General features: G+C 70.8%; 26 protein-coding genes. 18 read left to right on the top strand and 8 right to left on the bottom strand.

Annotated features, from left to right (window positions below; all coding sequences use genetic code 11):
- The first annotated feature begins 1 nt into the window (after position 1).
- Positions 2 to 979 (top strand): epimerase, encoded by a 978-nt coding sequence (locus DEI96_RS02100; RefSeq protein ID WP_111024700.1) that lies wholly within the window; start codon positions 2 to 4, stop codon positions 977 to 979.
- Here the strand turns inward: DEI96_RS02100 and DEI96_RS02105 are convergent.
- Positions 948 to 1,970, bottom strand: coding sequence for an EamA family transporter (locus tag DEI96_RS02105; RefSeq protein WP_258372979.1), 1,023 nt, complete (start codon positions 1,968 to 1,970; stop codon positions 948 to 950). The two genes, DEI96_RS02100 and DEI96_RS02105, sit on opposite strands and share 32 nt — an antisense overlap.
- Before the next feature lie 72 nt (positions 1,971 to 2,042).
- On the opposite strand from DEI96_RS02105, the gene DEI96_RS02110 reads away from it, so the two are divergent.
- Positions 2,043 to 2,957 carry a LysR family transcriptional regulator gene (locus DEI96_RS02110; protein ID WP_111024699.1) on the top strand — a complete coding sequence of 305 codons (915 nt, stop codon included), beginning with the start codon at positions 2,043 to 2,045 and terminating at the stop codon, positions 2,955 to 2,957.
- A gap of 65 nt (positions 2,958 to 3,022) precedes the next feature.
- Here the strand turns inward: DEI96_RS02110 and DEI96_RS02115 are convergent, their stop codons facing one another.
- The 5 genes from DEI96_RS02115 to DEI96_RS02135 form a co-directional block, all read right to left on the bottom strand.
- The gene (locus tag DEI96_RS02115) at positions 3,023 to 3,829 is read right to left on the bottom strand and encodes a L,D-transpeptidase family protein (protein WP_228516577.1); all 807 of its coding nucleotides are present in this window, start codon (positions 3,827 to 3,829) and stop codon (positions 3,023 to 3,025) included.
- 2 nt (positions 3,830 to 3,831) lie between these two features.
- On the bottom strand, positions 3,832 to 5,037 hold the full coding sequence (locus DEI96_RS02120) for a hypothetical protein (protein ID WP_146246956.1): 1,206 nt from the start codon (positions 5,035 to 5,037) through the stop codon (positions 3,832 to 3,834).
- A gap of 166 nt (positions 5,038 to 5,203) precedes the next feature.
- Positions 5,204 to 6,589, bottom strand: a complete 1,386-nt coding sequence (gene purB, locus DEI96_RS02125) for an adenylosuccinate lyase (protein ID WP_111024696.1) — start codon at positions 6,587 to 6,589, stop codon at positions 5,204 to 5,206.
- On the bottom strand, positions 6,586 to 7,098 hold the full coding sequence (locus tag DEI96_RS02130; protein ID WP_017886476.1) for a low molecular weight protein-tyrosine-phosphatase: 513 nt from the start codon (positions 7,096 to 7,098) through the stop codon (positions 6,586 to 6,588). Before DEI96_RS02130 ends, purB begins: the two co-directional genes overlap by 4 nt.
- A gap of 47 nt (positions 7,099 to 7,145) precedes the next feature.
- Entirely contained in the window at positions 7,146 to 7,544 is a 399-nt protein-coding gene (locus DEI96_RS02135) for a phage holin family protein (RefSeq protein ID WP_071404898.1), read from the bottom strand.
- Between the two features lie 60 nt (positions 7,545 to 7,604).
- Here DEI96_RS02135 and DEI96_RS02140 point away from each other — a divergent pair, with 60 nt between their 5' ends.
- The 6 genes from DEI96_RS02140 to DEI96_RS02165 all read left to right on the top strand — a co-directional run bounded on the left by DEI96_RS02140 (position 7,605) and on the right by DEI96_RS02165 (position 14,132).
- The gene (locus DEI96_RS02140; RefSeq protein ID WP_071404899.1) at positions 7,605 to 8,684 is read left to right on the top strand and encodes a histidinol-phosphate transaminase; all 1,080 of its coding nucleotides are present in this window, start codon (positions 7,605 to 7,607) and stop codon (positions 8,682 to 8,684) included.
- A 23-nt stretch (positions 8,685 to 8,707) separates the two neighbouring features.
- Positions 8,708 to 9,844: a thiamine pyrophosphate-dependent dehydrogenase E1 component subunit alpha gene (locus DEI96_RS02145; protein WP_111024695.1), complete on the top strand. Its 1,137-nt coding sequence runs from the start codon at positions 8,708 to 8,710 to the stop codon at positions 9,842 to 9,844.
- 86 nt (positions 9,845 to 9,930) lie between these two features.
- A complete protein-coding gene (locus tag DEI96_RS02150) occupies positions 9,931 to 10,890 on the top strand; it encodes an alpha-ketoacid dehydrogenase subunit beta (protein WP_111024718.1) in 960 nt (319 codons plus the stop codon).
- A 41-nt stretch (positions 10,891 to 10,931) separates the two neighbouring features.
- Positions 10,932 to 12,542 carry a dihydrolipoamide acetyltransferase family protein gene (locus DEI96_RS02155; RefSeq protein WP_111024694.1) on the top strand — a complete coding sequence of 537 codons (1,611 nt, stop codon included), beginning with the start codon at positions 10,932 to 10,934 and terminating at the stop codon, positions 12,540 to 12,542.
- A gap of 147 nt (positions 12,543 to 12,689) precedes the next feature.
- A complete protein-coding gene (locus tag DEI96_RS02160; protein WP_176708080.1) occupies positions 12,690 to 13,271 on the top strand; it encodes a GNAT family N-acetyltransferase in 582 nt (193 codons plus the stop codon).
- Between the two features lie 126 nt (positions 13,272 to 13,397).
- Positions 13,398 to 14,132, top strand: a complete 735-nt coding sequence (locus tag DEI96_RS02165) for a GntR family transcriptional regulator (RefSeq protein ID WP_017886466.1) — start codon at positions 13,398 to 13,400, stop codon at positions 14,130 to 14,132.
- 78 nt (positions 14,133 to 14,210) lie between these two features.
- On the opposite strand, the gene DEI96_RS02170 is transcribed toward DEI96_RS02165, so the two are convergent.
- Both DEI96_RS02170 and DEI96_RS02175 read right to left on the bottom strand, forming a co-directional pair.
- Positions 14,211 to 14,663, bottom strand: a complete 453-nt coding sequence (locus DEI96_RS02170) for a PTS sugar transporter subunit IIA (protein ID WP_111024692.1) — start codon at positions 14,661 to 14,663, stop codon at positions 14,211 to 14,213.
- Entirely contained in the window at positions 14,660 to 14,896 is a 237-nt protein-coding gene (locus DEI96_RS02175; RefSeq protein WP_027464959.1) for a PTS sugar transporter subunit IIB, read from the bottom strand. The genes DEI96_RS02170 and DEI96_RS02175 overlap by 4 nt, the downstream gene beginning before the upstream one ends.
- A gap of 178 nt (positions 14,897 to 15,074) precedes the next feature.
- Between DEI96_RS02175 and DEI96_RS02180 the strand changes: the two genes are divergently transcribed.
- The 10 genes from DEI96_RS02180 (at position 15,075) to DEI96_RS02225 (ending at position 22,123) form a co-directional block, all read left to right on the top strand.
- Positions 15,075 to 16,343: a PTS transporter subunit EIIC gene (locus DEI96_RS02180; RefSeq protein ID WP_111024691.1), complete on the top strand. Its 1,269-nt coding sequence runs from the start codon at positions 15,075 to 15,077 to the stop codon at positions 16,341 to 16,343.
- A 127-nt stretch (positions 16,344 to 16,470) separates the two neighbouring features.
- The gene (locus DEI96_RS02185; protein ID WP_111024690.1) at positions 16,471 to 17,385 is read left to right on the top strand and encodes a metal ABC transporter solute-binding protein, Zn/Mn family; all 915 of its coding nucleotides are present in this window, start codon (positions 16,471 to 16,473) and stop codon (positions 17,383 to 17,385) included.
- 47 nt (positions 17,386 to 17,432) lie between these two features.
- Positions 17,433 to 18,278 carry a metal ABC transporter ATP-binding protein gene (locus tag DEI96_RS02190; protein WP_111024717.1) on the top strand — a complete coding sequence of 282 codons (846 nt, stop codon included), beginning with the start codon at positions 17,433 to 17,435 and terminating at the stop codon, positions 18,276 to 18,278.
- Positions 18,278 to 19,216, top strand: coding sequence for a metal ABC transporter permease (locus DEI96_RS02195; RefSeq protein WP_111024689.1), 939 nt, complete (start codon positions 18,278 to 18,280; stop codon positions 19,214 to 19,216). The genes DEI96_RS02190 and DEI96_RS02195 overlap by 1 nt, the downstream gene beginning before the upstream one ends.
- A complete protein-coding gene (locus DEI96_RS02200; RefSeq protein WP_027464954.1) occupies positions 19,213 to 19,638 on the top strand; it encodes a Fur family transcriptional regulator in 426 nt (141 codons plus the stop codon). Before DEI96_RS02195 ends, DEI96_RS02200 begins: the two co-directional genes overlap by 4 nt.
- A gap of 10 nt (positions 19,639 to 19,648) precedes the next feature.
- Entirely contained in the window at positions 19,649 to 20,344 is a 696-nt protein-coding gene (locus tag DEI96_RS02205) for an alpha/beta fold hydrolase (protein WP_111024688.1), read from the top strand.
- Between the two features lie 486 nt (positions 20,345 to 20,830).
- Positions 20,831 to 21,067 carry a 50S ribosomal protein L28 gene (rpmB, locus tag DEI96_RS02210; protein WP_027464952.1) on the top strand — a complete coding sequence of 79 codons (237 nt, stop codon included), beginning with the start codon at positions 20,831 to 20,833 and terminating at the stop codon, positions 21,065 to 21,067.
- Entirely contained in the window at positions 21,067 to 21,237 is a 171-nt protein-coding gene (gene rpmG, locus DEI96_RS02215) for a 50S ribosomal protein L33 (RefSeq protein WP_017886456.1), read from the top strand. Before rpmB ends, rpmG begins: the two co-directional genes overlap by 1 nt.
- Before the next feature lie 2 nt (positions 21,238 to 21,239).
- On the top strand, positions 21,240 to 21,545 hold the full coding sequence (gene rpsN / locus DEI96_RS02220) for a 30S ribosomal protein S14 (protein ID WP_017886455.1): 306 nt from the start codon (positions 21,240 to 21,242) through the stop codon (positions 21,543 to 21,545).
- Between the two features lie 290 nt (positions 21,546 to 21,835).
- Positions 21,836 to 22,123, top strand: coding sequence for an HU family DNA-binding protein (locus tag DEI96_RS02225; RefSeq protein WP_017886454.1), 288 nt, complete (start codon positions 21,836 to 21,838; stop codon positions 22,121 to 22,123).
- The last annotated feature ends 172 nt before the right edge of the window (positions 22,124 to 22,295 follow it).

Below are 22,295 nucleotides of genomic sequence, written 5' to 3' on the forward strand. Positions count from 1 at the left end.
GATGAGCGACCAGAAGGGCCGCGTCGTGATCGCGGGAGCGAGCGGCTTCGTGGGGCGGTACCTGCGGGACGCCTTCACGGAAGAGGGGTACCGGGTCGTCACCATCGGCCGGACCGGCGACGCCGTGTGGGGCAACACCATGCGCATCCGGGAACTCGTCGACGGCGCCGCCATGGTCGTGAACATGGCGGGCAAGAGCGTCAACTGCCGCTACGGCCGACGCAACCGTGCGGAGATCATGCGCTCGCGGGTGGACACCACGCTCGAGCTCGCCGAGGCCATCCGCACATCCGAGCACCCGACGCCGCTGTGGATGAACGCCTCGACGGCGACGATCTACCGGCACGCCGACGACCGCCCACAGGACGAAGCGACGGGGGAGATCGGCGAGGGGTTCTCGGTCTCCGTCGCCCGCGCGTGGGAGGACGCCTTCTTCGGCGCCGACCTGCCCGGCACCCGTCGTGTGGTGCTGCGGATGGCGATCGTGTTCGGCGACGGCAGCGCCCTGCTGCCGCTCCTCCGGCTCGCGCAGGCCGGCCTCGGCGGGCCGCAGTACGACGGGCCGTGGGTGCCGACGCGCTCCCGTCTCCGCGCCGGCACGTACCACCACCACCGGCCCACGCACGGTCGGCAGCGCTTCAGCTGGGTGCACATCGCCGACGTCCTCGGGTCGATCCGGTTCCTCCGCGACCACCCGGAGATCGAGGGGCCGGTGAACATCTCGAGCCCGAACCCGTCCGACAACCGCACCGTGATGGCGACCCTCCGCGACGCCGTCGGGCGCCGGTTCGGGGTGCCGACCTGGCGGTGGATGCTCGAACTCGGGTCGTTCGTGATCCGCACCGAGACCGAACTCGTGCTGAAGAGCCGGTGGGTGGTGCCGACCCGGTTGACCCAGGCCGGTTACGAGTTCCGGTACCCGCACCTGCGCGGGGCGCTCGCCGGGATCATCGCGGAGCGTCGCCAGCACCGGGGCTGAGCGCCGGGTCGAGATCGCGCGGACTGCCGCTCGCGAGCGGACCGGGCGGCACGTCGTGCGACCTCGGCGACACGGCAGCGGCGCGTCGTGCGACCTCGTCGGCGAGGGCCGGCCGCGGTCCGCGGTCCCGCGCCGGTCGCGACGACCACAGCACGGCGGCCACGACCACCGCGCCGGCGAGCACCTCGACCAGGTCGGGCACCTCGCCGAAGGCCGCCCACGACGCGAGCACCCCGACCACGGGCACGAGCATCGAGAACGGCGCGACCGTGCTCGAGGGGTAGGCCGCCAGCAGCCGCGACCAGATGCCGTACCCCACCAGGGTCGCGACGACCACGATGTAGAGCAGGCCGAGGTCGGCGGGCAGCGCCGCCGCCGTGAACGCGGTGCCCAGAGCGGTACCGATGCGCTCCGGTCCCTCGACCACGAGTGACAGCACGACCATCGGGACCGGCGGCACGACGGACCACCACAGGGTCAGGTGCAGCGGGTTCGCGGCCCCCGCGCGCCGGGTCGCGACGTTGCCGATCGCCCACCCGAGCGCACCGCACAGCGCGAGCACGACGGGCAGCAGCGCGGCGGTCTGGGAACGGTGCAGGGCGATCGCGGCGAGGGCGGCCACGGCGACGGTGACCCCGACGACCTGCCGGCCGGTCAGCCGCTCGCGCAGGAACACCCCGGCCAGCACCACCGTGAACGGTGCGGAGGCCTGCAGCACGAGCGAGGCCAGCCCCGACGGCATCCCGGACGCCATGCTGAGGTACAGGAACGAGAACTGCAGCACGCCGAGCCCGAGGCCGACGAGCAGCAGCCGCCCGAACGGGATCCGCGGCCGCGGCACGAACAGCAGTGTCGGGACCGCCAGGATCGTGAACCGCAGCGCGGCGAGCAGGAACGGCGGGAAGTGCTCGAGCGCGAGCGCCGTCGCGGGGAAGTTCAGTCCCCAGACCACGGCGACGACGACGGCAAGCAGGCGGTCTCGGGTGGTCATGCTCCTCATCGTCCCCGGCACGACGTTGTAGGTCCATCGAAACCTTCGCGAACCACGATGTAGGGTCCCTGCATGGTCGACTTCGACGTGCAGCTGCTGGCGGTCCTGCGGGAGCTCGCCGAGCGCGGCAGCGTCACGGCCGTCGCCGAGGCCACCCACCGCACACCGAGCGCCGTCTCCCAGCAGCTGCAGACCCTGCAGCGGCAGGTCGGCGTCCCGCTGGTCGAACGCGTCGGGCGCGGGGTCCGGCTGACCCCGCACGGCCAGGTGCTCGCGGGCCTGGCGTCCGGGGTCGCGACCGCCATCGCGCGGGTGGATGCCGCCTGGCAGGAGCACCTCGGCGGCACGACCGGACCGGTGTCGCTGGCGATCTTCCCGTCGGCTGCCGAGCTGCTGCTGCCCGGCGTGCTCACCCGGATGCAGGCACACCCGGGCATCGCGCTGACCCTCGTCGACGTGGACGTCAGCGAGGGGGAGTTCGCACCGCTCGCGGCCGACCACGACGTGGTCGTCGGGCACCGGTCCGACGGCGTCCGCCCGGCGGACCAGGGATCGGTCGACACCGTGCCGCTGCTCCGCGAACCCCTCGACGTGGCCCTGCCGCCCGGGCACGCCCTGGCCGGCCGCGCACGCGTGGGCATCGACGAGGTCGTCGGGGAACGCTGGATCGGTGTGCCGGAGGGCTACCCGATCGACCGGGTGCTGCATGCGATGGCCGCAGCGACGGACACCCCGCCGAGTGTCGCGTTCCGCACGATCCACCTGCCGGTCATCGAGAACCTGGTGGCGGGCGGCCACGGCATCGCACTCGTCCCGCGGTACACGTCGGGTACGCGGGCCGCCGGGCGCTTCCACCTGGCGGAGCTCGCCGACGTCCGTGCCGGACGCCGCATCGAGGCCCTGGTCCGCCCCGACCGTGCCGTCCGTCCCGTGGTGCGCACCGTCCTGGAGGCGCTGGTCGCCGTGGCCCTGGACGTCACCACCTGAGACGGTGGCGCCCACTGCCGGGCGCACGCCGTGCCTCCAGGCCGCCTGTCAGCGCACCTGGAACGTCAGCGCACCTGGAACGGCGTGCCGAGCGGCAGGCGCTCCGCCAGCGCGGTGATGTCGGCGTTGTGCATGCGGATGCAGCCGTGCGAGGCGGCGGTGCCGATGCTCGACGTGTCCTCCGTGCCGTGCAGCCCGATCTGGCCGGGGCCGCCGCCGAACGAGTTGAGCACGTCCGAGAACGCCGTCGTGCCGTACGCGTACGGGCCGTAGCCCTCGTTGGTCGGCGCGAGCAGCTCGGTGAGCGCGAACCGGCCGGTCGGCGACGGGGTGCCGCCGGTGCCGGTGGCGACGGGGTAGCTGTCGACGACCTTGCCGTCCTTGTACAGGTCGAGCGTCTTCGTCGAGCGGGTGACGACGATCGCGTACGGGTCCTCGGTCAGGGTGACGGCGCTGGTCGGCACCCAGCCGGTGCTGCCGTTCGGGCGTTGTGCGAGCTGCACCTCGGCCCAGCCGTCCTGCTGGTCGACGACCCGGAAGACGAGCGGGGCTCCGGACGCCTGCGGGTTCTCGAGCGTCTGTGTCGCTTTGCCGCCCGCGCTCGCGCTGACCGGGACGGACGCGCCGGTCACGGCGGCGACGGTGGTGCTGGCCGGGGCGTCGACCGCGTCGACGGGTGCTGCTGACCGGGTCGGCTCCGGTGTCGTCGTGGGGGTCGGCGTCGGTGCCGCGACGGACCGGGTCGGTGTCGGGGCGGGCGCGGCCGACAGGGGACCGAGCGCGACGAACGCGACGGCCCCCGCACAGACGACGGCCACGGCGGCGGCGATCACAGTCGCACGCCGCCGTGGCTCGGTCGGGAGGATCGGCAAGATCAGCCCGTGAAGTTCGCCGTTCCGGGCACCGGGACGGCGACCGGTGCCGTGCCCGGGTCACCGGCAGCGGCCGGGTCGGCGACGAAGGTGCCATCGGCCGAAGCGGTCTGGCTCGAGGACCGGCCTTCGAGCGTGGCGGTGTACGCGCCGGCGCTCACGGCGCCCTCGGGCAGGACCACCACGACGACGATGTCGCCCTCGTCGTCCGCCACCGAGGCGTTGGTGCGGATCGAGTAGGTCTCGCCGCCCTGCGTGACGGTCGCCGCGACGGACTCGTTCGGGGCGAAGCCTGCACCCGTCACCTGGAATCCGGTGAGGGTCTGCGACACGCGCACGGACGTCGGCGCGTCGGCGGTCGCGGTCGGCTGCGGCGTGAAGTACGTCGTGGTGTCGTCGATGCGGAGCGCGGAGATCGAACCGCTGGCGTCGGCGGCGAGGGACTGACCGTTCGCCTCGAGCGGGGCGGCGAGGCTCTTCAGCTCGCTGCTGGGCAGCGCGCTCGGTGCCGGGGTGCCGTCGACGGTCGGGGCCGGGGTGGGCTCGTCGGTCGGAGCGGGCGTCTCGGTCGGCTCGGGCGTCGGCGGCGCCGTGGTGTCGGCGGCGACGTCGATGCCGACGTAGACGACGTACCCGACGACCTGCGCGTCGGCGGCCTCGAGGTCGGCGGTGAGCTCCGTCGTCGACTCGACCTCGCCGGTCGCGGGGTCGATCCAGTTGCTGGTGCCGTCGGAGATGCCGACGCCGTCACCGGTCTCGGGCGCGTCCGTGGCGAAGACCACGGTCTGCGCGCTGGCGTCGCCGCCCTCCTTGACCGCGAGACCGAAGCTCGTCGCCCCGGTGGTCGTCATGCTGATGCCGGCGGCGAGGGCGGGGACGCTGCTCGCGGGCACGGGCTTGTTCAGGCCGCGGACCAGGCCGACGGCCTCGCCCTCGGAGACGGACAGGCCGTCCTCGTCCAGCGTGGCGTGATCGGTGATCGAACCGCCACCGTCCAGGTCGGTCACGGACGCCCAGTACCACTGGTCGGTCAGCGGGAAGGTGCCGGTCGGCGCGGCGGTGAAGTCGTCGGCCGAGTCGGTCCAGGTGACGATGGCCGAAGCAGCGGTGCTCGTCACGACTGCGGTCGAGACCGTCGGGACGAGGGCGGCGGAGACGCCGAGCACGGTGGCGCCGACGGCGGCCGCGGTGATGCGAGAACGAAGCACGGTGTGGAGATCCATCCGGTCAGTGGACAGGGTGCATCCACTGCGACGCCCCCCGTGCTGAGATGTACTCAGCGATACGAACCTATCGAACCGCTCAGGATTCCGCACCCCCCGAATGCGGATCCGATGACGGACCGACGACCGTCCGGCCGCCGGTCCGTCGTGCTCAGACGTCGAGGTGGTCGACCAGCTCGTCCGCCAGGCCCGTGTAGGTCGCCGGCGTCAGGTTGGTCAGCCGGGCCTTCGCGCCGTCGGAGATGTCCAGACGGTTCACGAACACGATGAGGTCCTGCTGGCTCACCCGCTTGCCCCGCGTGAGCTCCTTGAGCATCGCGTAGGGGTCCTCGATGTTCGACTGCCCGGCCGTGACCTCGGCACGGATGACCGTCTGGATGGCCTCGGCGAGGACCTCCCAGTTGTGGTCGAGGTCGTCGGCGAGCTTGGCCTCGTTCACGGCGATCTCGCCCAGTCCGCGGCGCAGGTTGTCGAGCGCGAGCAGCGAGTGCCCGAACGCGACGCCGATGTTCCGCTGCGTGGTGGAGTCGGTCAGGTCGCGCTGCAGTCGGCTGGTCACGAGGGTCTCGGACAGCGTCGAGAAGAGTGCCGACGAGATCTCGAGGTTCGCCTCGGCGTTCTCGAACTTGATCGGGTTGATCTTGTGCGGCATCGTCGACGACCCGGTGGCCCCCGCGACGGGGATCTGCGTGAAGTACCCCATCGAGATGTAGGTCCACACGTCGGTGGCCAGGTTGTGCAGGATCCGGTTGGCGTGACGGACCCGGTCGTAGAGCTCGGCCTGCCAGTCGTGCGACTCGATCTGCGTGGTGAGCGGGTTCCACGTCAGGCCGAGGCCCTCGACGAACTCGCGGGACAGCGCGGGCCAGTCGGCCTCGGGGTCGGCGGCGAGGTGTGCCGAGAAGGTGCCGGTCGCGCCGGAGAACTTGCCGAGGTACTCGCCGCCCTCGATCTGCGCGAGCACGCGCTCGAGCCGGTAGACGACGACCGCGAGCTCCTTGCCGAGCGTCGTCGGGGTGGCCGGCTGACCGTGGGTGTGCGAGAGCATCGGCACGCTCTTCAGCTCGACGGCGAGCGTCCGGAGCTTCTCGAGCACGGCACGGAAGCCGGGGAGCCAGACCTGCTCGACGGTGTCCCGCACGGTGAGTGCGTAGGACAGGTTGTTGACGTCCTCGCTCGTGGCGGCGAAGTGGGTGAGTTCGGCGATCGCGTCGAGCCCGAGCTCGGACAGTCGGCGGCGCACGAAGTACTCGACGGCCTTGACGTCGTGACGGGTCGTCGCCTCGATCTCGGCGAGCTCCGCGATCTGGTCCTGGCCGAAGGTCTCGACGATCCGGCGCAGTGCTGCCTTGTCGTCGACGCTGAGCGGCGAGGTGGTGAACATCGCGTGGTCGGTCAGGAAGATGAGCCACTCGACCTCGACCACGATGCGCGCGCGGTTGAGGCCGGCCTCGGAGAGGTGCTCGCCCACCGTGTGCACGATCGGGTAGTAGCGCCCGTCGAGCGGGCTGATCGGCTGCGGGGGAAGGGGGGTCATGGGGCTCCCTGACGGACTGCCGGCTCGAGCTGGTGGAAGAGCGCCCGGCAGGCCCGTTCGACGGTCGAGAGCACTCGGTCGAACTCGTGCCGGTCCGCGTAGTACGGGTCCGGCACGTCGGCCTGCTGGGGCCAGGCGGCGTCGTACCGCAACAGGAGCGTCACCTTGGCGGAGTCGTCCATGGTCGGGGCCCACGAACGCAGGATGCGCTCGTGGGAGCGGTCGAGTGCGACCACCAGGTCGAGGTCCGGGAACCGGTCCGGGTCGAACTGACGGGCGCGATGCCTGCTGCCATCGTATCCGCGCGCCGCCAGCGCTGCGATCGTGCGCTCGTCGGCGGGTTCGCCGACGTGCCAGTCACCGGTGCCGGCCGACTCCACCTGGAAGCGGTCGGCCAGGCCGGCGTCCGCGGCGATCTGCGCGAACACGACACCGGCCATGGGGGAGCGGCAGATGTTGCCGCTGCAGACGAACGAGACGCGGAACGGGGCGTCGACGTCCTGGGTCATGAGCACATCATGACGCAGGGCGGGGTCCTCCGCGAGGTCCGCCGGGGTCACGCCCGCTGGCGGTTGAGCACCGGGCGGGCGAAGAGCCCGATCAGCCAGGCGAAGACCGCGAGCACGAAGGCGCCGACGATGCCCCAGCCGAAGGAGTCGACCTCGAGCCCGAAGCCGAACGCCTCCGAGATGCCCGCGACGATGAGCAGCAGGATCGCGTTCACGACGAACGAGATGAGCCCGAGCGTGAGGATGTAGAGCGGGAACGCCACGATCCGGATGAGCGTGCCGATCACCGCGTTCACGAGACCGAACACGAACGCCACGAGCAGGAAGGTGAGGACGGTCGCAGTGGTCCCGCCGTCGCCGAACGGCGTCACGGAGACGCCGCTGACGATGAGCGTGGTGAGCCAGAGCGCGAGGGCGTTGACGACGAGGCGGACGAGGAATCGCATGCGCCCATGATGCCCTCGTTCCCCTCGTGGGTGCCGTGGGCCTGCCGGTAGCCTGGACCCGTGAGCGAGCAGCGTGTGCACATCCGGCCCGAGGTGGCCGTCCTCCCCGCGTACAAGCAGGGGCGACAGGCGTCCGACTCCGCCTTCAAGCTGTCGAGCAACGAGAACCCGTTCCCGCCGCTCCCCGGGGTCGTCGAGGCCGTGCAGGCCCAGACCTCGTACAACCGCTACCCCGACGCCACCGCCCTCGCCCTGCGCGCCGTGCTGGCCAACCGCTTCGGGCTGACCGCCGAGCAGGTGCACGTCGCCCCGGGCAGCGTCGCGATCCTGCACGAGCTCGCCCGCGCGACCTCCGGCCCTGGTGACGAGATCGTCTACGCCTGGCGCTCGTTCGAGGCGTACCCGGGCGTCGTCACGGTCGCCGGCGCCACCAGCGTGCAGGTGCCGAACCGCGCCGACGGCGGGCACGACCTCGACGCGATGGCCGCGGCCGTCACCGAACGCACCCGCATGGTGCTCGTCTGCTCGCCGAACAACCCGACGGGGCCGATCGTGACCGCCGCGGAGTTCGACGCGTTCATGGCCGCGGTGCCGCAGTCGGTGCTGGTCGTGCTCGACGAGGCATACGCCGAGTTCGTGACCGACGAGGCCGCCGTGCACGGCCACCCGCTGCTCGCCGCGCACCCCAACCTCGTGGTCCTCCGCACCTTCTCGAAGGCGTACGGGCTCGCCGGGCTCCGGGTGGGCTACGCGCTCGGTCCGGACTACGTGCTCGACGCCGTCCGGGCCTGCGCGATCCCGCTGTCCGTGACCGCCCAGGGCCAGGCGGCCGCGCTCGCCAGCCTGGAACGCGAGGCCGAACTGCTCGGACGCGTGACCGAGATCGCCACCCTGCGCGACCGGATCGTCGTCGAGCTCCGGGCACAGGGCTGGGACGTCCCCGACGCCCAGGGCAACTTCCTCTGGCTGCCGACGGGCGAGCGGACGGCGACCGCGGCGGCCGCGTTCGAGGACGCCGGCATCATCGTCCGGGCTTTCCCGCCAGAGGGCATCCGCATCTCGATCGGCGAGCACGAAGCTGTGGAAACGCTCCTCCAAACAGCCCGCTCACTTGTGGGGGACCTCCAGGTGGCCGACTAGTGCCTGGCGCTACGCTGGCCCGCATGTCATTCCGCGCCGCGGCTCCCGCGACGACCACCGTCCGGCTCCTCGACCCCGAGGGTCGGTTCGTGGAGACCGACGAGAACGCCGAGTTCGCCGCCGCCGCGCGGGCGATCCCCGACGAGACCCTGCTGGCGATGCACCGCCGCATGGTGCTCACCCGTCGGTTCGACCACGCCGGCCACAACCTCCAGCGCACCGGCCAGCTCGGCCTGTGGGTGCCCAGCCACGGGCAAGAGGCGGCACAGACCGGCTCGGCCTTCGCCCTGCGCGCCCAGGACCACGTGTTCCCGTCCTACCGCGAGCACGCCGTCACGATGCACCGCGGCGTCGAGCCGATGGAGATCATCGCGATGTACCGCGGGCAGACCCACGGCGGGTGGGACCCGGACCAGCGCGGCAACACGCACATCTCCACCCTGGTGATCGGCTCGCAGACCCTGCACGCCACCGGGTACGCGCTCGGCCAGAAGCTCGACGGCGACGTGGGCACGGGCGACCCGGAACGCGACGCCTGCTCGATCGTCTACTTCGGCGACGGCGCCACGAGCCAGGGCGACGTGAACGAGGCCTTCGTGTTCTCCGCGTCGACCAAGGCGCCCGTCGTGTTCTTCCTGCAGAACAACCACTGGGCCATCTCGGTGCCGGTGTCGGTGCAGTCCCCGACGCCGCTCGTCGACCGCCCGCGCGGCTTCGGGATCCCGAGTGTCCTGATCGACGGCAACGACATCCTCGCGTCCTACACGGCGTCGGTCGTCGCGACCGAGCACGCCCGCAGCGGCCAGGGCCCGGCCTTCATCGAGGCCGACACCTACCGCATCGGTGCGCACACCAGCTCCGACGACCCGAGCCGGTACCGCGCCGACGGCGAGCTCGAGGAGTGGGTCCTGCGCGACCCGATCGTCCGGTCCGAGGCGTACCTGCGCTCGAAGGGTGCGACGGACGAGCAGTTCGCCGCGTTCGACGAAGAGGGCGAGGACATCGCCGCCGACGTCCGACGCCGCACCGTCGCCCTGACCGCACCGTCCGTCGACGTCATGTTCGACAACGTGTACCGCGAACCGCACCCGCGGATCACCGAGCAGAAGGCCTGGCTCGCCCAGTACGAGGCCGGCTTCGAAGGGGGCGCCCACGCATGAGCACCACCGAGCAGCTCTTCGACTACACCCTGCGCTCCCACCCGGGCGCCGGCGAGGTCCCGAGTGACCCCACCCCGACCCTGCCGATGGCCAAGGCCCTGAACGCCGGGCTCGCCGCGGCCATGGAAGCGGACGACAAGGTCCTGCTGATGGGCGAGGACATCGGCCAGCTGGGCGGCGTCTTCCGCATCACCGAGGGCCTGCAGGACCGTTTCGGCACCGAGCGTGTGCGGGACACCCCGCTCGCCGAGGCCGGCATCATCGGCACCGCTATCGGCCTCGCCCTGCGCGGCTACCGCCCGGTCGTCGAGATCCAGTTCGACGGCTTCGTGTGGCCCGGGTTCGACCAGATCACCTCGCAGCTCGCGAAGATGGCGAACCGCCTGCCGGCACACATGTCGCTGCCCGTCGTCATCCGCATCCCCTACGGCGGCCACATCGGCGCCGTGGAGCACCACCAGGAGTCCCCCGAGGCGTACTTCGCGCACACCCCGGGCCTGCGGGTCGTCAGCCCGAGCACCCCGAACGACGCCTACTGGATGATCCAGGAGGCCATCGCGTCGAAGGACCCGGTGGTCTTCCTCGAGCCGAAGTCCCGCTACTGGCCCAAGGGCCAGGTGGACCTCGTCGACGGCCACGTCCCGATGCACACGACCCGCGTCGCCCGCACCGGCACCGAGGTCACGCTCGTCGGGCACGGCGCCATGGTCGCCACCCTGATGCAGGCGGCGGACATCGCCGAGGCCGAGGGCACCAGCTGCGAGGTCATCGACCTCCGCTCGATCTCGCCGATCGACTGGGAGCCGCTGCTCGCCTCCGTCCGCAAGACCGGTCGCCTGGTCATCGCGCAAGAGGCCTCCGGCTTCGTCAGCGTCGGCAGCGAGATCGCCGCGACCGTCGCCGAGCGGGCGTTCTACACGATGCAGGCACCGCCGCTGCGGGTCTCCGGCTTCGACGTGCCGTTCCCGGTCTCGAAGCTCGAGCACCTGCACCTGCCGGATGCCGACCGCATCCTCGAGGCCGTCGACCGCGCCCTCGCCTACTGACCCGTCCGACCGAGCACGACCAGATCCGCGAAGGAGCCGTAGTGGCCGCCGCCGAATTCCCCCTGCCCGACGTGGGTGAAGGTCTCACCGAGGCCGAGATCGTGCAGTGGCGCGTCGCGATCGGGGACGAGATCGCCGTCGACCAGGTGCTCGTCGAGATCGAGACCGCGAAGTCGCTCGTCGAGCTGCCGTCGCCGTTCGCCGGCACCGTCACGGGTCTGCTCGTGTCCGAGGGTGACACGGTCGAGGTCGGCAAGCCGATCATCCGCGTCGACTCGGACGCGTCGGTCGCCTCCGGTGCGGCCCTCACGCCGCCTGCGGAACAGCCTGTCGAGCAGCCTGGAGGCGCGGCGCCCGTCGCCCAGACCGCCCCGGTCTCGCCCATGGTCGCGTCCACCCCTCCGACCGCTGCCGCCCCGTCGGCTCCGGTCGCGCAGACCCCTCCCGCTCCCGCGGCGGTGCCGGCACGCGCTGCTGCCCCCGCACCGGCAGAACCTGCCCCTGCCGCCGCGCCGGCGGCGCCGGTCCAGCCGGTCGCGGTCGACGCGACCGTCCAGGGCACGGACGAGTCCTCCGGTGCCGTCCTCGTCGGCTACGGCTCGGCGACCTCGTCGCCCTCCCGTCGCAAGCCCGGCGCCCGCCGGGCCGCAGCGCTCGCGGCCGAGGCGAGCCGCGCCTCCAGTGTGGACACCGCCGCGGCGGCCGAAGCCTCCGTCGACCCGGGCGAGGAGAGCACCGCCGAGGCGATCAGCGCCCTCGGCACGGGCTCCGCGCACAAGCAGAGCACCGCGACCAACGTGCTGGCGAAGCCGCCGATCCGGAAGCTCGCGAAGGACCTCGGCGTCGAACTGACCGAGATCGTCGCGACCGGTCTGGCCGGCGAGGTCACCCGTGACGACGTCATCCGGCACGCGAAGCAGGCCAGCGTCTTCCGGAACATCGAGACGCCCGAGTGGGGCGAGGTCCGCAGCGAGACGATCCCGGTCAAGGGCGTCCGCAAGGCCATCGCGACCGCGATGACCACGTCCGCGTTCACGGCACCGCACGTGTCGCTGTTCGTCGACGTCGACGCGACCCACACGATGGAGTTCGTCAAGCGGCTCAAGGCCTCGCCGACGTTCGCCGGCGTCAAGGTCTCGCCGTTGCTCATCGTCGCGAAGGCCGTCATCTGGGCCGTCCGCCGGAACCGCTCGGTGAACTCGACCTGGACCGACCGCGAGATCATCGTCCACCACTTCGTGAACCTCGGCATCGCCGCGGCGACCCCGCGCGGGCTCATCGTGCCGAACATCAAGGACGCGCAGGACATGTCGCTGCTCGAGCTGGCGCAGGCGCTCGAAGAGCTCACCCTGACCGCTCGCGACGGCAAGACCACGCCGAAGCAGATGGCGAACGGCACGGTGTCGATCACGAACATCGGCGTGTTCGGCATGGACACCGGGACCCCGATCCTCAACCCTGGCGAGGTCGCGATCGTCGCCATGGGCACGATCAAGCCGAAGCCGTGGGTCGTCGACGGCGAGGTCCGCTCGCGCATGGTGACCACCATCGGTGCGTCGTTCGACCACCGGGTCGTCGACGGTGACGTGGCGTCCCGCTTCGTGCACGACGTCGCCTCGGTGCTCGAGGAGCCCGCGCTCCTGCTCGACTAGCGTCGGTCGTTCGGTCGTTCCGCTTCGTGAGCAGAAATGGTCGGCTTGCTTCGAGCCACTCGACCGTTTCTGCTCACCATCTGCGGGCTTCCGCAAACGTCGCGTGGTGTTCACACGGATGTCGGGGGTCGGCGGCATGATCGGTGCATGGTCCACCAGCTCCTGACCCCCTCGCAGGAGATCCGAACGGATCGCCTCCTGCTCACCCCGCTGACCCCGGCCGACATCGACGACGTGCACGCGCTCTTCTCGGACGCCCGCACGTGGCAGCACCTGCCCACGGGTCGGCACGTGGCGCGGAGCTCGAGCGTGGACATGGTGCAGCGCAAGATCGGCGGTCGTGCACGCCACGGCCTCGGGTCCTGGGCGGTCCGCAGCGCCTCCGACCACGCCTTCGTCGGGGTGGGCGGGGTCGACATGACCGCCGGTGGGGTCTGGAACCTCGGCTACCGCCTGGCGCCCGCGGCATGGGGGCAGGGCTTCGCGTCCGAGATCGCCCTCGCTGCCGTGCGTGCCGCCGCCGACACCGCTCCGGACGTCCCGGTGACCGGCCGGGTGCTCACGAACAACCCTGCTTCTGCCGCCGTGCTGCGTCGTGCGGGGCTGTCGCTGGTGTGGCAGGGGGCTCCCGCCGCGCAGAACCGTGCCGCCGCCGGCGTCGAGGGGCAGGTCTGGACCGATCGGCTGCTCCCCGACGAGCAGTTCGCCTGGCTCGTCGCCAACGCCTGAACACCCGCTCCGCTCGTTCGTCGCCGCGCACATTGGTCTTCCCGGCCTGACTCGCTACTGTGATGGGAACTGGTCATGTCCGCGCATGACCACCGCCCAGGACCAGCAACGGAGCACGAGGGACGCATGACGAGCCGCATCACCGAGGGTGCCGAACCGAAGCACCAGCAGCTGCGGCGCATCCTGCTCGACCTGGTCACCACGCGACTGGCTCCCGGCGCTGCGATCCCGTCCGAACGTCAGCTCATCGCCGAGTACGGCGTCTCGCGGATCACCGTGCGTGAAGCCCTCGGGCAGCTGGTCAACGAGGGCTACCTGGAGCGCGTCCGCGGCAAGGGCACCTTCGTGGCGCACCGGCCCGTGCAGTCGACGCTGCACCTCGCCTCGTTCACCGAGGAGATGCGGGCCATGGGGCACGAGCCGACCACCGTGGTGCTCGTGCGTGAAGAGCGGGTGCCGCCGGCCGACACCGCCGCAGCCCTGCGGATCGACCCGGACGTGCCGGCCTTCCACGTGAAGCGCCTGCGGATGGCCGATGGTGCCCCGGTGTCGATCGACGACGCCTGGCTCGTGGCCGACGCGTTCCCGGGCCTGCTCGACCACGACCTGTCGGGGTCGGTGTACTCGATCATCGCCACGGAGTACGGCACCCCGATCGACCGCGCGCAGCAGACCGTCGCGGCGAACCCGGCGGCCGACGACGTCGCGACCCTGCTCGGGACGAAGACCGGAGCGCCGGTGCTCGAGTTCGACCGGGTGTCGTACGCGGGGGAGCGACCCGTGGAGCACACCCGCAGCTGGTACCGCTCAGACCGCTACCGCGTGCAGATGGAGGTCACCGCGACCCCCGCGGTCGCGTAGTCCGCCCGACAACGCGAAAGCGACTGTGCGCTGCGGGTGTTCCGCAGTACACAGTCGCTCTCGAAGGGGGAAGTGGCCCTAGACCTCGAAGAGGGTGTCGCCGTCGAGCACCGTGGTGCCGACCGTCCCCTGGTCGACGCTGTCCGGCGTCGAGCCGAGCACGACGACCGGGCAGATCGGCGAGTACCCGGCTGCTGTGATCACCGAGGGGGTGAACCGCACGACGGGGTCACCGGCGGTGACCGTGTCGCCCTCGGTCGCGAGGAGCTCGAACCCCTCGCCGGAGAGCTTCACGGTGTCGATGCCGACGTGCACCAGGACGTCGGTGCCAGCGGTGCCCTGCAGGGCGAACGCGTGCGGGTGCAGCTTGACGATGGTGCCGTCGACCGGGGCCACCGCGGTGATCGCACCCTCGACGCCCGTCGGGTCGACCGCGACGCCGGCGCCGACCAGCTGCCCGGCGAACACCGGGTCGGGCACGTCGGCGAGGGCGACGACCGGGCCGCCGAACGGGGTGCGGACGACGGTCACAGTTCGTCCTGGATGTCCTGGGCGAGGTTGTCGGCGACCGTGCCGACGATGACCTGCCAGCCGGTGCCGCCACCGATGACCGCCTGGGCTCCGGCTGCCTGCAGGGCGGCCTTGTCGACCAGGTCCCCGTCCTCGACCTCGACGCGGAGGCGCGTGATGCAGCCCTCGACCTCTTCGATGTTCTCGGCGCCGCCGAGTGCGGCGATGATGTCGGCTGCCTTGATGTCGGCCATCGTTTCCTCCTCGTTAAGGGTTTGCGTCGCAGGTTGACACCGGACCGCTCTCGGATCAGACTACGGAACTGGTCATGACCGGACAGGACCGGACCTGGCGACACCGCCGAGGTTACCTGCGCTGGCTGCACGACTCAACTCACCCCGACAGCTCCACCCAATGACGAGAGGACCTCCGATGAGCGCCACCACTGCCGCGGATGTGCCGGAGAAGAAGAAGCCGAAGAAGCAGTCACGGCTGTTCGCACAGGCCCAGCGCCTCGGACGGAGCCTGCTCCTGCCGATCGCGGTCATGCCTGCAGCGGGCATCCTGAACCGCATCGGCCAGCCCGACCTGCTCGGTGCGATCCCCGGCTTCGAGACGGGCGCCGGAGTCATCTCGGCTGCCGGCCAGGCGATCTTCACGTGGCTCCCGCTGCTGTTCGCGGTGGGCATCGCGATCGGCTGGGCGAAGAAGTCGGACGGCACCACCGCGCTCGCTGCGGTCGTCGGCTACATGGTCATGTACGAGGTGTTCGCAGTGATGTCGCCGGTCGTCCTCGCCGGGGTCAAGAACGCCAACGGCGAGCAGGCCACGATCAACTACGGCGTGCTCGGCGGCATCGTGATGGGTCTCGTCTCCGCCGTGATGTGGGAGAAGTTCCACCGCACGAAGATGCCCGACTTCCTCGGGTTCTTCTCGGGCCGTCGCCTCGTCCCCATCCTCACCGCTGCTGCCGGTCTCGTCATCGCTGTCGCGATGTCCTTCGTGTACCGCTACTTCGACATCGCGCTGACCGCGGCGGGGACGGCAGTGGCCGACAACGCCGTCATCGGCGGCGGCATCTTCGGGTTCGCGAACCGCATGCTCATCCCGATCGGGCTGCACCAGCTGCTCAACTTCTTCCCGTGGTTCCAGCTCGGCAGCTTCACCAACGCGGCCGGCGACCTCGTCCACGGTGACATCCCTCGCTTCCTCGCGGGCGACCCGACCGCCGGCATCTTCCAGACCGGCTTCTTCCCGATCATGATGTTCGCGCTGCCCGCCGGTGCCCTGGCGATCTGGCGCAACGCCAAGCCGCAGAACCGCAAGCTCGTCGGCGGCATCATGATCTCCGCCGCACTGACCTCGTTCGTCACGGGCATCACCGAGCCGCTCGAGTACTCGTTCATGTTCGTCGCGTTCCCGCTCTACGTGATCCACGCGGTGCTCACGGGCACCTCGCTGGCGCTGGTGAACGCCCTCGGGATCCACGACGGCTTCTCGTTCTCGGCCGGTGCGATCGACTACGTGCTGAACTTCGGCAAGGCGGACGGTGCGATCTGGCTCATCCCGATCGGCCTCGGCTACGCGGTCGTGTACTACTTCCTGTTCAGTTTCGTGATCAAGAAGTGGAACCTCCGCACGCCCGGCCGTGAAGAGGACACGATCGCCGAGAACACGATCGACGCGGCCACCAAGCCGTAGACGCGCGTTCCGACGGACGGGAGGCCCGGTGCCAGCTGGCACCGGGCCTCCCGTCCGTCTCCCGGTCGCGCTGAGAGCCCTCATAGCGGTTTTGACAATCGTTATCAGTAGGCGTTAGCGTCGTGCCATGCACAACCGCCTCCTCGCCCTCCCGCTCGTCGCCGGCGCCGCCGCGCTCGCCCTGACCGGGTGCGCCACCTCGTCCGCCTCGGGGGAGGCCAGCAGCAGTGACGGCACGATCAACGTCGTCGCCTCCACCAACGTCTACGGCTCGATCGTCAAGACCATCGGTGGCGACGCCGTCACCGTGACGAGCATCCTGAGCGACCCGTCGCAGGACCCGCACTCGTTCGAGTCGAGCGCCCGCACACAGCTCTCCGTGTCGAAGGCCGACCTGCTCATCGAGAACGGTGGCGGCTACGACGACTTCATGACGACGCTCGCGAACGCCTCGGACACCAAGGCGGACACGATCAACGTCGTGAAGCTCTCCGGCCTCGACAAGGGCGGCAGCGCCGAGTTCAACGAGCACGTCTTCTACAGCTACCCCACGATGGTGAAGCTGGTCGAGGCGGTCACGAAGGACCTCAGCGCGCTCGACGAGAGCGGCAAGGACGCCTTCGAGAAGAACGCCGCCACGCTGACCACCAAGCTCGAGGACCTCGAGTCCCAGACCGACGCCGTCAAGAAGCAGGACTCCGGCGACAAGGTGGCGTACACCGAGCCGGTGCCGGGGTACCTGTTCGACGCGATGGGGCTCGAGAACGAGACCCCGCCGGCCTTCTCCGAGGCCATCGAGGAAGGCGACGACGTCCCGCCAGCGGCCCTCCGCGACACCCTCGCGCTGTTCACCGGCAAGCGCGTGCAGCTGCTCGCCTACAACAACCAGGCGTCGAGCCCCGAGACCGAGCAGGTCCAGAAGGCGGCCGAGCAGAACGACATCCCCGTCGTCGGTGTCACGGAGACGCTCCCCAAGGGGCAGGATTACGTCTCGTGGCAGCAGGCGAACATCGACGCGGTGAAGGCAGCGCTCCAGAAGTGACGACCTCGACCGCATCAGCGGCGACCCACGGCCCGGCGACCACCACGGTGGACGACCGGGCTGCGGGTCGTCCGGTCCTCGCGCTCCGCGACGCCGGGTTGTCCTACGGCGCCCGGAAGCTCTGGGCAGGCCTCGACCTCGACCTCGCGCCGGGGGAGTTCGTCGCGGTCCTCGGTCCGAACGGCGCCGGCAAGACCTCACTGCTCCGCACCGTCCTCGGGCAGCAGCGGCTGACGAGCGGCACGATGTCGTTCCTCGGGCAGCCGGTGCACCGCGGCCACCGGAAGATCGGCTACATCCCGCAGCAGCGCCTGATGGAGGCGGGGACGCCCCTGCGCGCGCGGGACATGATCGCCCAGGGCGTGACCGGGCACCGGTGGGGGATCCGACGGGCCTCGAAGGCCGACCGGATGCGCATCGACCGGGTCCTCGACGAGGTCGGCGCCACCGCCTTCGCGGACGCCCCCGTCGCCGAGCTCTCCGGCGGCGAGCAGCAGCGCACCCGCGTCGGGCAGGCCATCGCCGCCGACCCCGCCCTGCTGCTGTGCGACGAACCCCTCATCTCGCTCGACCTGCGGCACCAGCGCGGGATCACCGAGCTCATCGACCGTGAGCGCCGACAGCGCGAGGCCGCCGTGCTCTTCGTGACGCACGACGTGAACCCGATCCTCGACGTCGTCGACCGGGTGCTCTACATCGCCGGGGGGCGGTTCCGGATCGGTTCACCAGACGAGGTCCTGCGCGCCGACGTGCTCAGCGACCTGTACGGCACGCCCGTCGACGTCGTCCGCACCATGGGACGCATCGTCATCGTCGGGGCGAACGAGGCCCACGAGCACCACCCGGGTGAGGTCGACCCGCACGCCGACCAGCCCGACGAAGGGCGGATCTGATGGACCTGCTGTCGACCGTCTTCTCGTTCCAGGACTACGGCGAGCTCCTCGTGCTCGTGCAGAACTCGATCTGGGCCGGCGCGGTGCTCGGCATCGTCGGCGGGCTCATCGGCCCGTTCGTCGTCGCCCGGAACATGCCGTTCGCCGTGCACGGCATCTCGGAGCTCTCGTTCGCCGGGGCCAGTGCCTCGCTGCTGCTCGGGGTGAACGTGGTGTCCGGATCGCTCGTCGGGTCGGTCATCGCCGCCCTGCTCATCGGTCTCCTCGGGTCGCGTGCCCGGGAACGCAACTCGATCATCGCCGTCCTCATGCCGTTCGGGCTCGGGCTCGGCATCCTCTGCCTGGCGCTCTACAAGGGCCGGGCCGCCAACAAGTTCGGGCTGCTCACCGGGCAGATCGTCTCGGTCGACAACCCGCAGCTGACGTTCCTGATCGTGGTCGCCGCGATCGTCGTGGCGACGCTGCTCGTCATCTGGCGCCCGCTGATGTTCGCCTCGGTCGACCCCGACGTGGCTGCGGCCGCGGGGATCCCGGTGCGGACCCTCGCGATCGTGTTCATGCTCGTGCTCGGACTGGCCACCGCCGTGTCGGTGCAGATCGTCGGAGCGTTGCTCGTGCTGTCCCTGCTCGTCACCCCGGCGGCCGCGGCCCTGCGCCTCAGCTCGCACCCGGTCGTCGTGCCGGTGCTGTCGACGGTGTTCGCGGTGACGTCGGTCGTCGGTGGCATCCTGCTCGCACTCGGCGGCGGCCTGCCGATCAGCCCGTACGTGACGACCATCTCGTTCGCGATCTGGGTGGTCTGCCGGATCATCGGGTCGCGACGCGACAGGCGGGGACGCAACCGCGTCGCCGGCCGGAGCCAGCGTGGCGGGGGCGAGCCGGGCCTCCAGGCAGGGACGACGTCGACAGCCGGTCGGAAGGAAGAGGTGTCAGCATGAACGCCGTGCAGAAGACCAAGCGGAACACGTGGCAGCGCGAAGCGGTGCGCGGAGCCCTCGACTCGACCGAGGGGTTCGTCAGTGCGCAGGCGCTGCACCAGCACCTGCGGGACGAGGGATCGACCATCGGTCTGGCCACCGTCTACCGGGCGCTCGCCGACCTGGCCACCGAAGGTGATGCCGACTCGCTGCAGCAGGACGGCGAATCGCTGTACCGGGCGTGCACGACGGACGCACACCACCACCACCTGATCTGCCGGAACTGCGGCCGGACCGTCGAGATCGAGGCGGACCCGGTGGAGCAGTGGGCGCAGGACGTCGCCGCCGCCAACGGGTTCACCAACGCCAGCCACGTCGTCGACATCTTCGGCGAGTGCGCCGTCTGCACGGCAGCCCGCGCGACCGCCGCCACCGACGAGTAACCTGCCCCGCATGCACGTCATCCTGGTCCCCGGGTTCTGGCTCGACGCGAGCGCGTGGGACGACGTCGCCCCGGTGCTCCGGGAAGCCGGGCACTCGGTGCAGGCCGTCACGCGCGACGGTGACACGCTCGACGAGCAGGTCGCCGCGCTGGTCGCGATCCTGGACGACGTCGCGTCCGCCGATGAACCCGTCGTGCTCGCCGGGCACTCGGGTGCCGGGCCGATCGCGTACATGGCCGCCGACCAGCGCCCGTCGCTCGTCGCGCACCTGCTCTACGTCGACACGTTCCCGGGGCCCGAGGGCGGGTGCGTCAACGACGAGCTGCCCGTGGTCGACGGGGTCGTGCCGCTGCCGTCGTGGGACATCTGGGAACCCGCCACCGTCCGGGGCATGACGCCCGAGGTCCGGCAGGACGTCGAGCACCGGGCGATCCCCGAGCCGGCCTCGGTGCCGTCGGACCGGTTCCACTACGCCGACCCGGCACGGCACACGATCCCGGCGACGATCATCACCTGCGAGATCCCCGCCGCCGAGCTGCTGGCGATGGTGGCGGACCACCAGGCCTGGGCGGCCGAGCTCGTCGCGACCGAGGAGCTCTCCATCGTCGGGCTCGAGACGGGCCACTGGCCGATGTTCACGGCGCCGCAGCAGCTCGGGGAGCTGATGGTGCAGGCGCTGGCGCCCAAGCCGGCGCAGGCGCCGTAGGCCACGCACGCCGTCGGCGACGCACGCCGTCGTACCTGCTCATAGCACCGGTCGGGCTCCCGCACGGTCGTGCCGCGGAGGGCGGTTCGTCCACTTCGTGAGCAGGAACGGTCGGGTCGAGATGCCCGACCCGACCGTTCCTGCTCACGATCGCGGGCGGTGGGGGCAACCAACGGGGTCACGTGAGCGGCCCGTCCGGCCGCCACGGGCCTCCAGGCCTGGAGGCGCGGCTTGCGACACGCCCGGTCCTCGCGTAACGTGGACCCCTGGTTCTCCGCGTCCGCGCGGCGAACCCGTTGTTCCAAGCCCTCCGACCGTCGCGAACGCCGCGGTCGCGCGGTGTCCGGCTCTCCTTCGACAGGGGATGCGGACCTGGGCGGTGCACACAACCCCCCTCGCCCGGCCACTCCGGTGGCAGGGCGCGTGTGCACCAGGCAAGTGAACTTGGGTGCGGCCGTCCGGTCGCACGGTACTCAGGAGGAAACCATGGCAGCAGTGTGCCAGGTGACCGGCGCCGTTCCCGGCTTCGGTCACAACATCTCGCACTCGCACCGCCGGACGAAGCGTCGCTTCGACCCGAACGTGCAGAAGAAGACGTACTACGTGCCCTCGCTTCGTCGTAACGTCACGCTCACGCTCAGCGCGAAGGGCATCAAGGTGATCGACGCACGTGGCATCGAGTCCGTCGTCAAGGATCTCCTCGCCCGTGGGGAGAAGATCTGATGGCGAAAAAGGGTCAGGACATCCGTCCGATCATCAAGCTCCGCTCGACGGCGGGCACCGGGTTCACCTACGTGACCAAGAAGAACCGTCGGAACAACCCCGACCGACTCGTGCTCAAGAAGTACGACCCGGTGATCCGCAAGCACGTCGACTTCCGTGAGGAGCGCTAAGCATGGCGAAGAAGAGCAAGATCGCGAAGAACAACCAGCGTGCCGTCATCATCGCGCGCTACGCCGAGCGTCGTCTCGAGCTGAAGAAGGCCCTCGTGGACCCGAACGGCACCGACGAGTCGCGTGAGGCCGCCCGCGTGGGCCTGCAGAAGCTGCCCCGCGACGCATCGCCCATCCGCTACCGCAACCGCGACGCCATCGACGGCCGCCCCCGTGGCCACCTCGGTGAGTTCGGCATCAGCCGTGTCCGTTTCCGTGACATGGCCCACCGCGGCGAGCTCCCCGGCATCACGAAGAGCTCCTGGTAAGCACTCGCAGTACACGACGCCCCGTCACCTCCTGGTGGCGGGGCGTTCGCTGTGTACGGGGTACATGCGAGCCGTCATTCGTCACATCTGCCCCTCCAGCACCCCCTCGGAGCCCCGACAACCCCGGAAATCCGGGCGAGTCGGCGGTTTTCACCCCCGGCGGCTGGTAGGTTCAACTCCGGTTCCGCCGGGCCCTCGGCCCACTGGCACCGTGGCACGGGGCACCCGCTCCGGGCGCCGGACGACACGTGCGTCCGACCGATACTGCAAGAAGTCCGAGGAGGACATCCATGGCTGACAAGTCACTGAACCGCACCGAGCTCGTCGCTGCCGTCGCCGCTGAGTCCGGCCAGAGCCAGGCCACCGTCAACGGCGTCGTCGACGCGCTCTTCAGCGTCGTCTCGTCGTCCGTCGCCGACGGCACGAAGGTCACGATCCCCGGTTGGATCGCCTTCGAGAAGACGCACCGCGCCGCCCGCACCGGCCGCAACCCGCAGACGGGTGACGCCATCGAGATCGCCGCGAGCGACTCGGTCAAGGTCAGCGCCGGCTCGAAGCTCAAGGCTGCGGTCAAGTAAGACTGTTCCGCGCATCGGGAGGGACGGCTTCGGCCGTCCCTTTCGTCGTTCCCGGGGCGCGTGCGTGCGCGTGCGCGCGCGGGCGCGTGGTGCGCGGGTCCTGGCCTGGAGGCCCGTGCCGGTTTGCACAGATCGGCCCGCCCCGTCCGTCCGCCGGGTGGGCACCGCCTAG

It is taken from the genome of Curtobacterium sp. MCLR17_031, from assembly GCF_003234775.2.
GTDB lineage: Bacteria > Actinomycetota > Actinomycetes > Actinomycetales > Microbacteriaceae > Curtobacterium > Curtobacterium flaccumfaciens.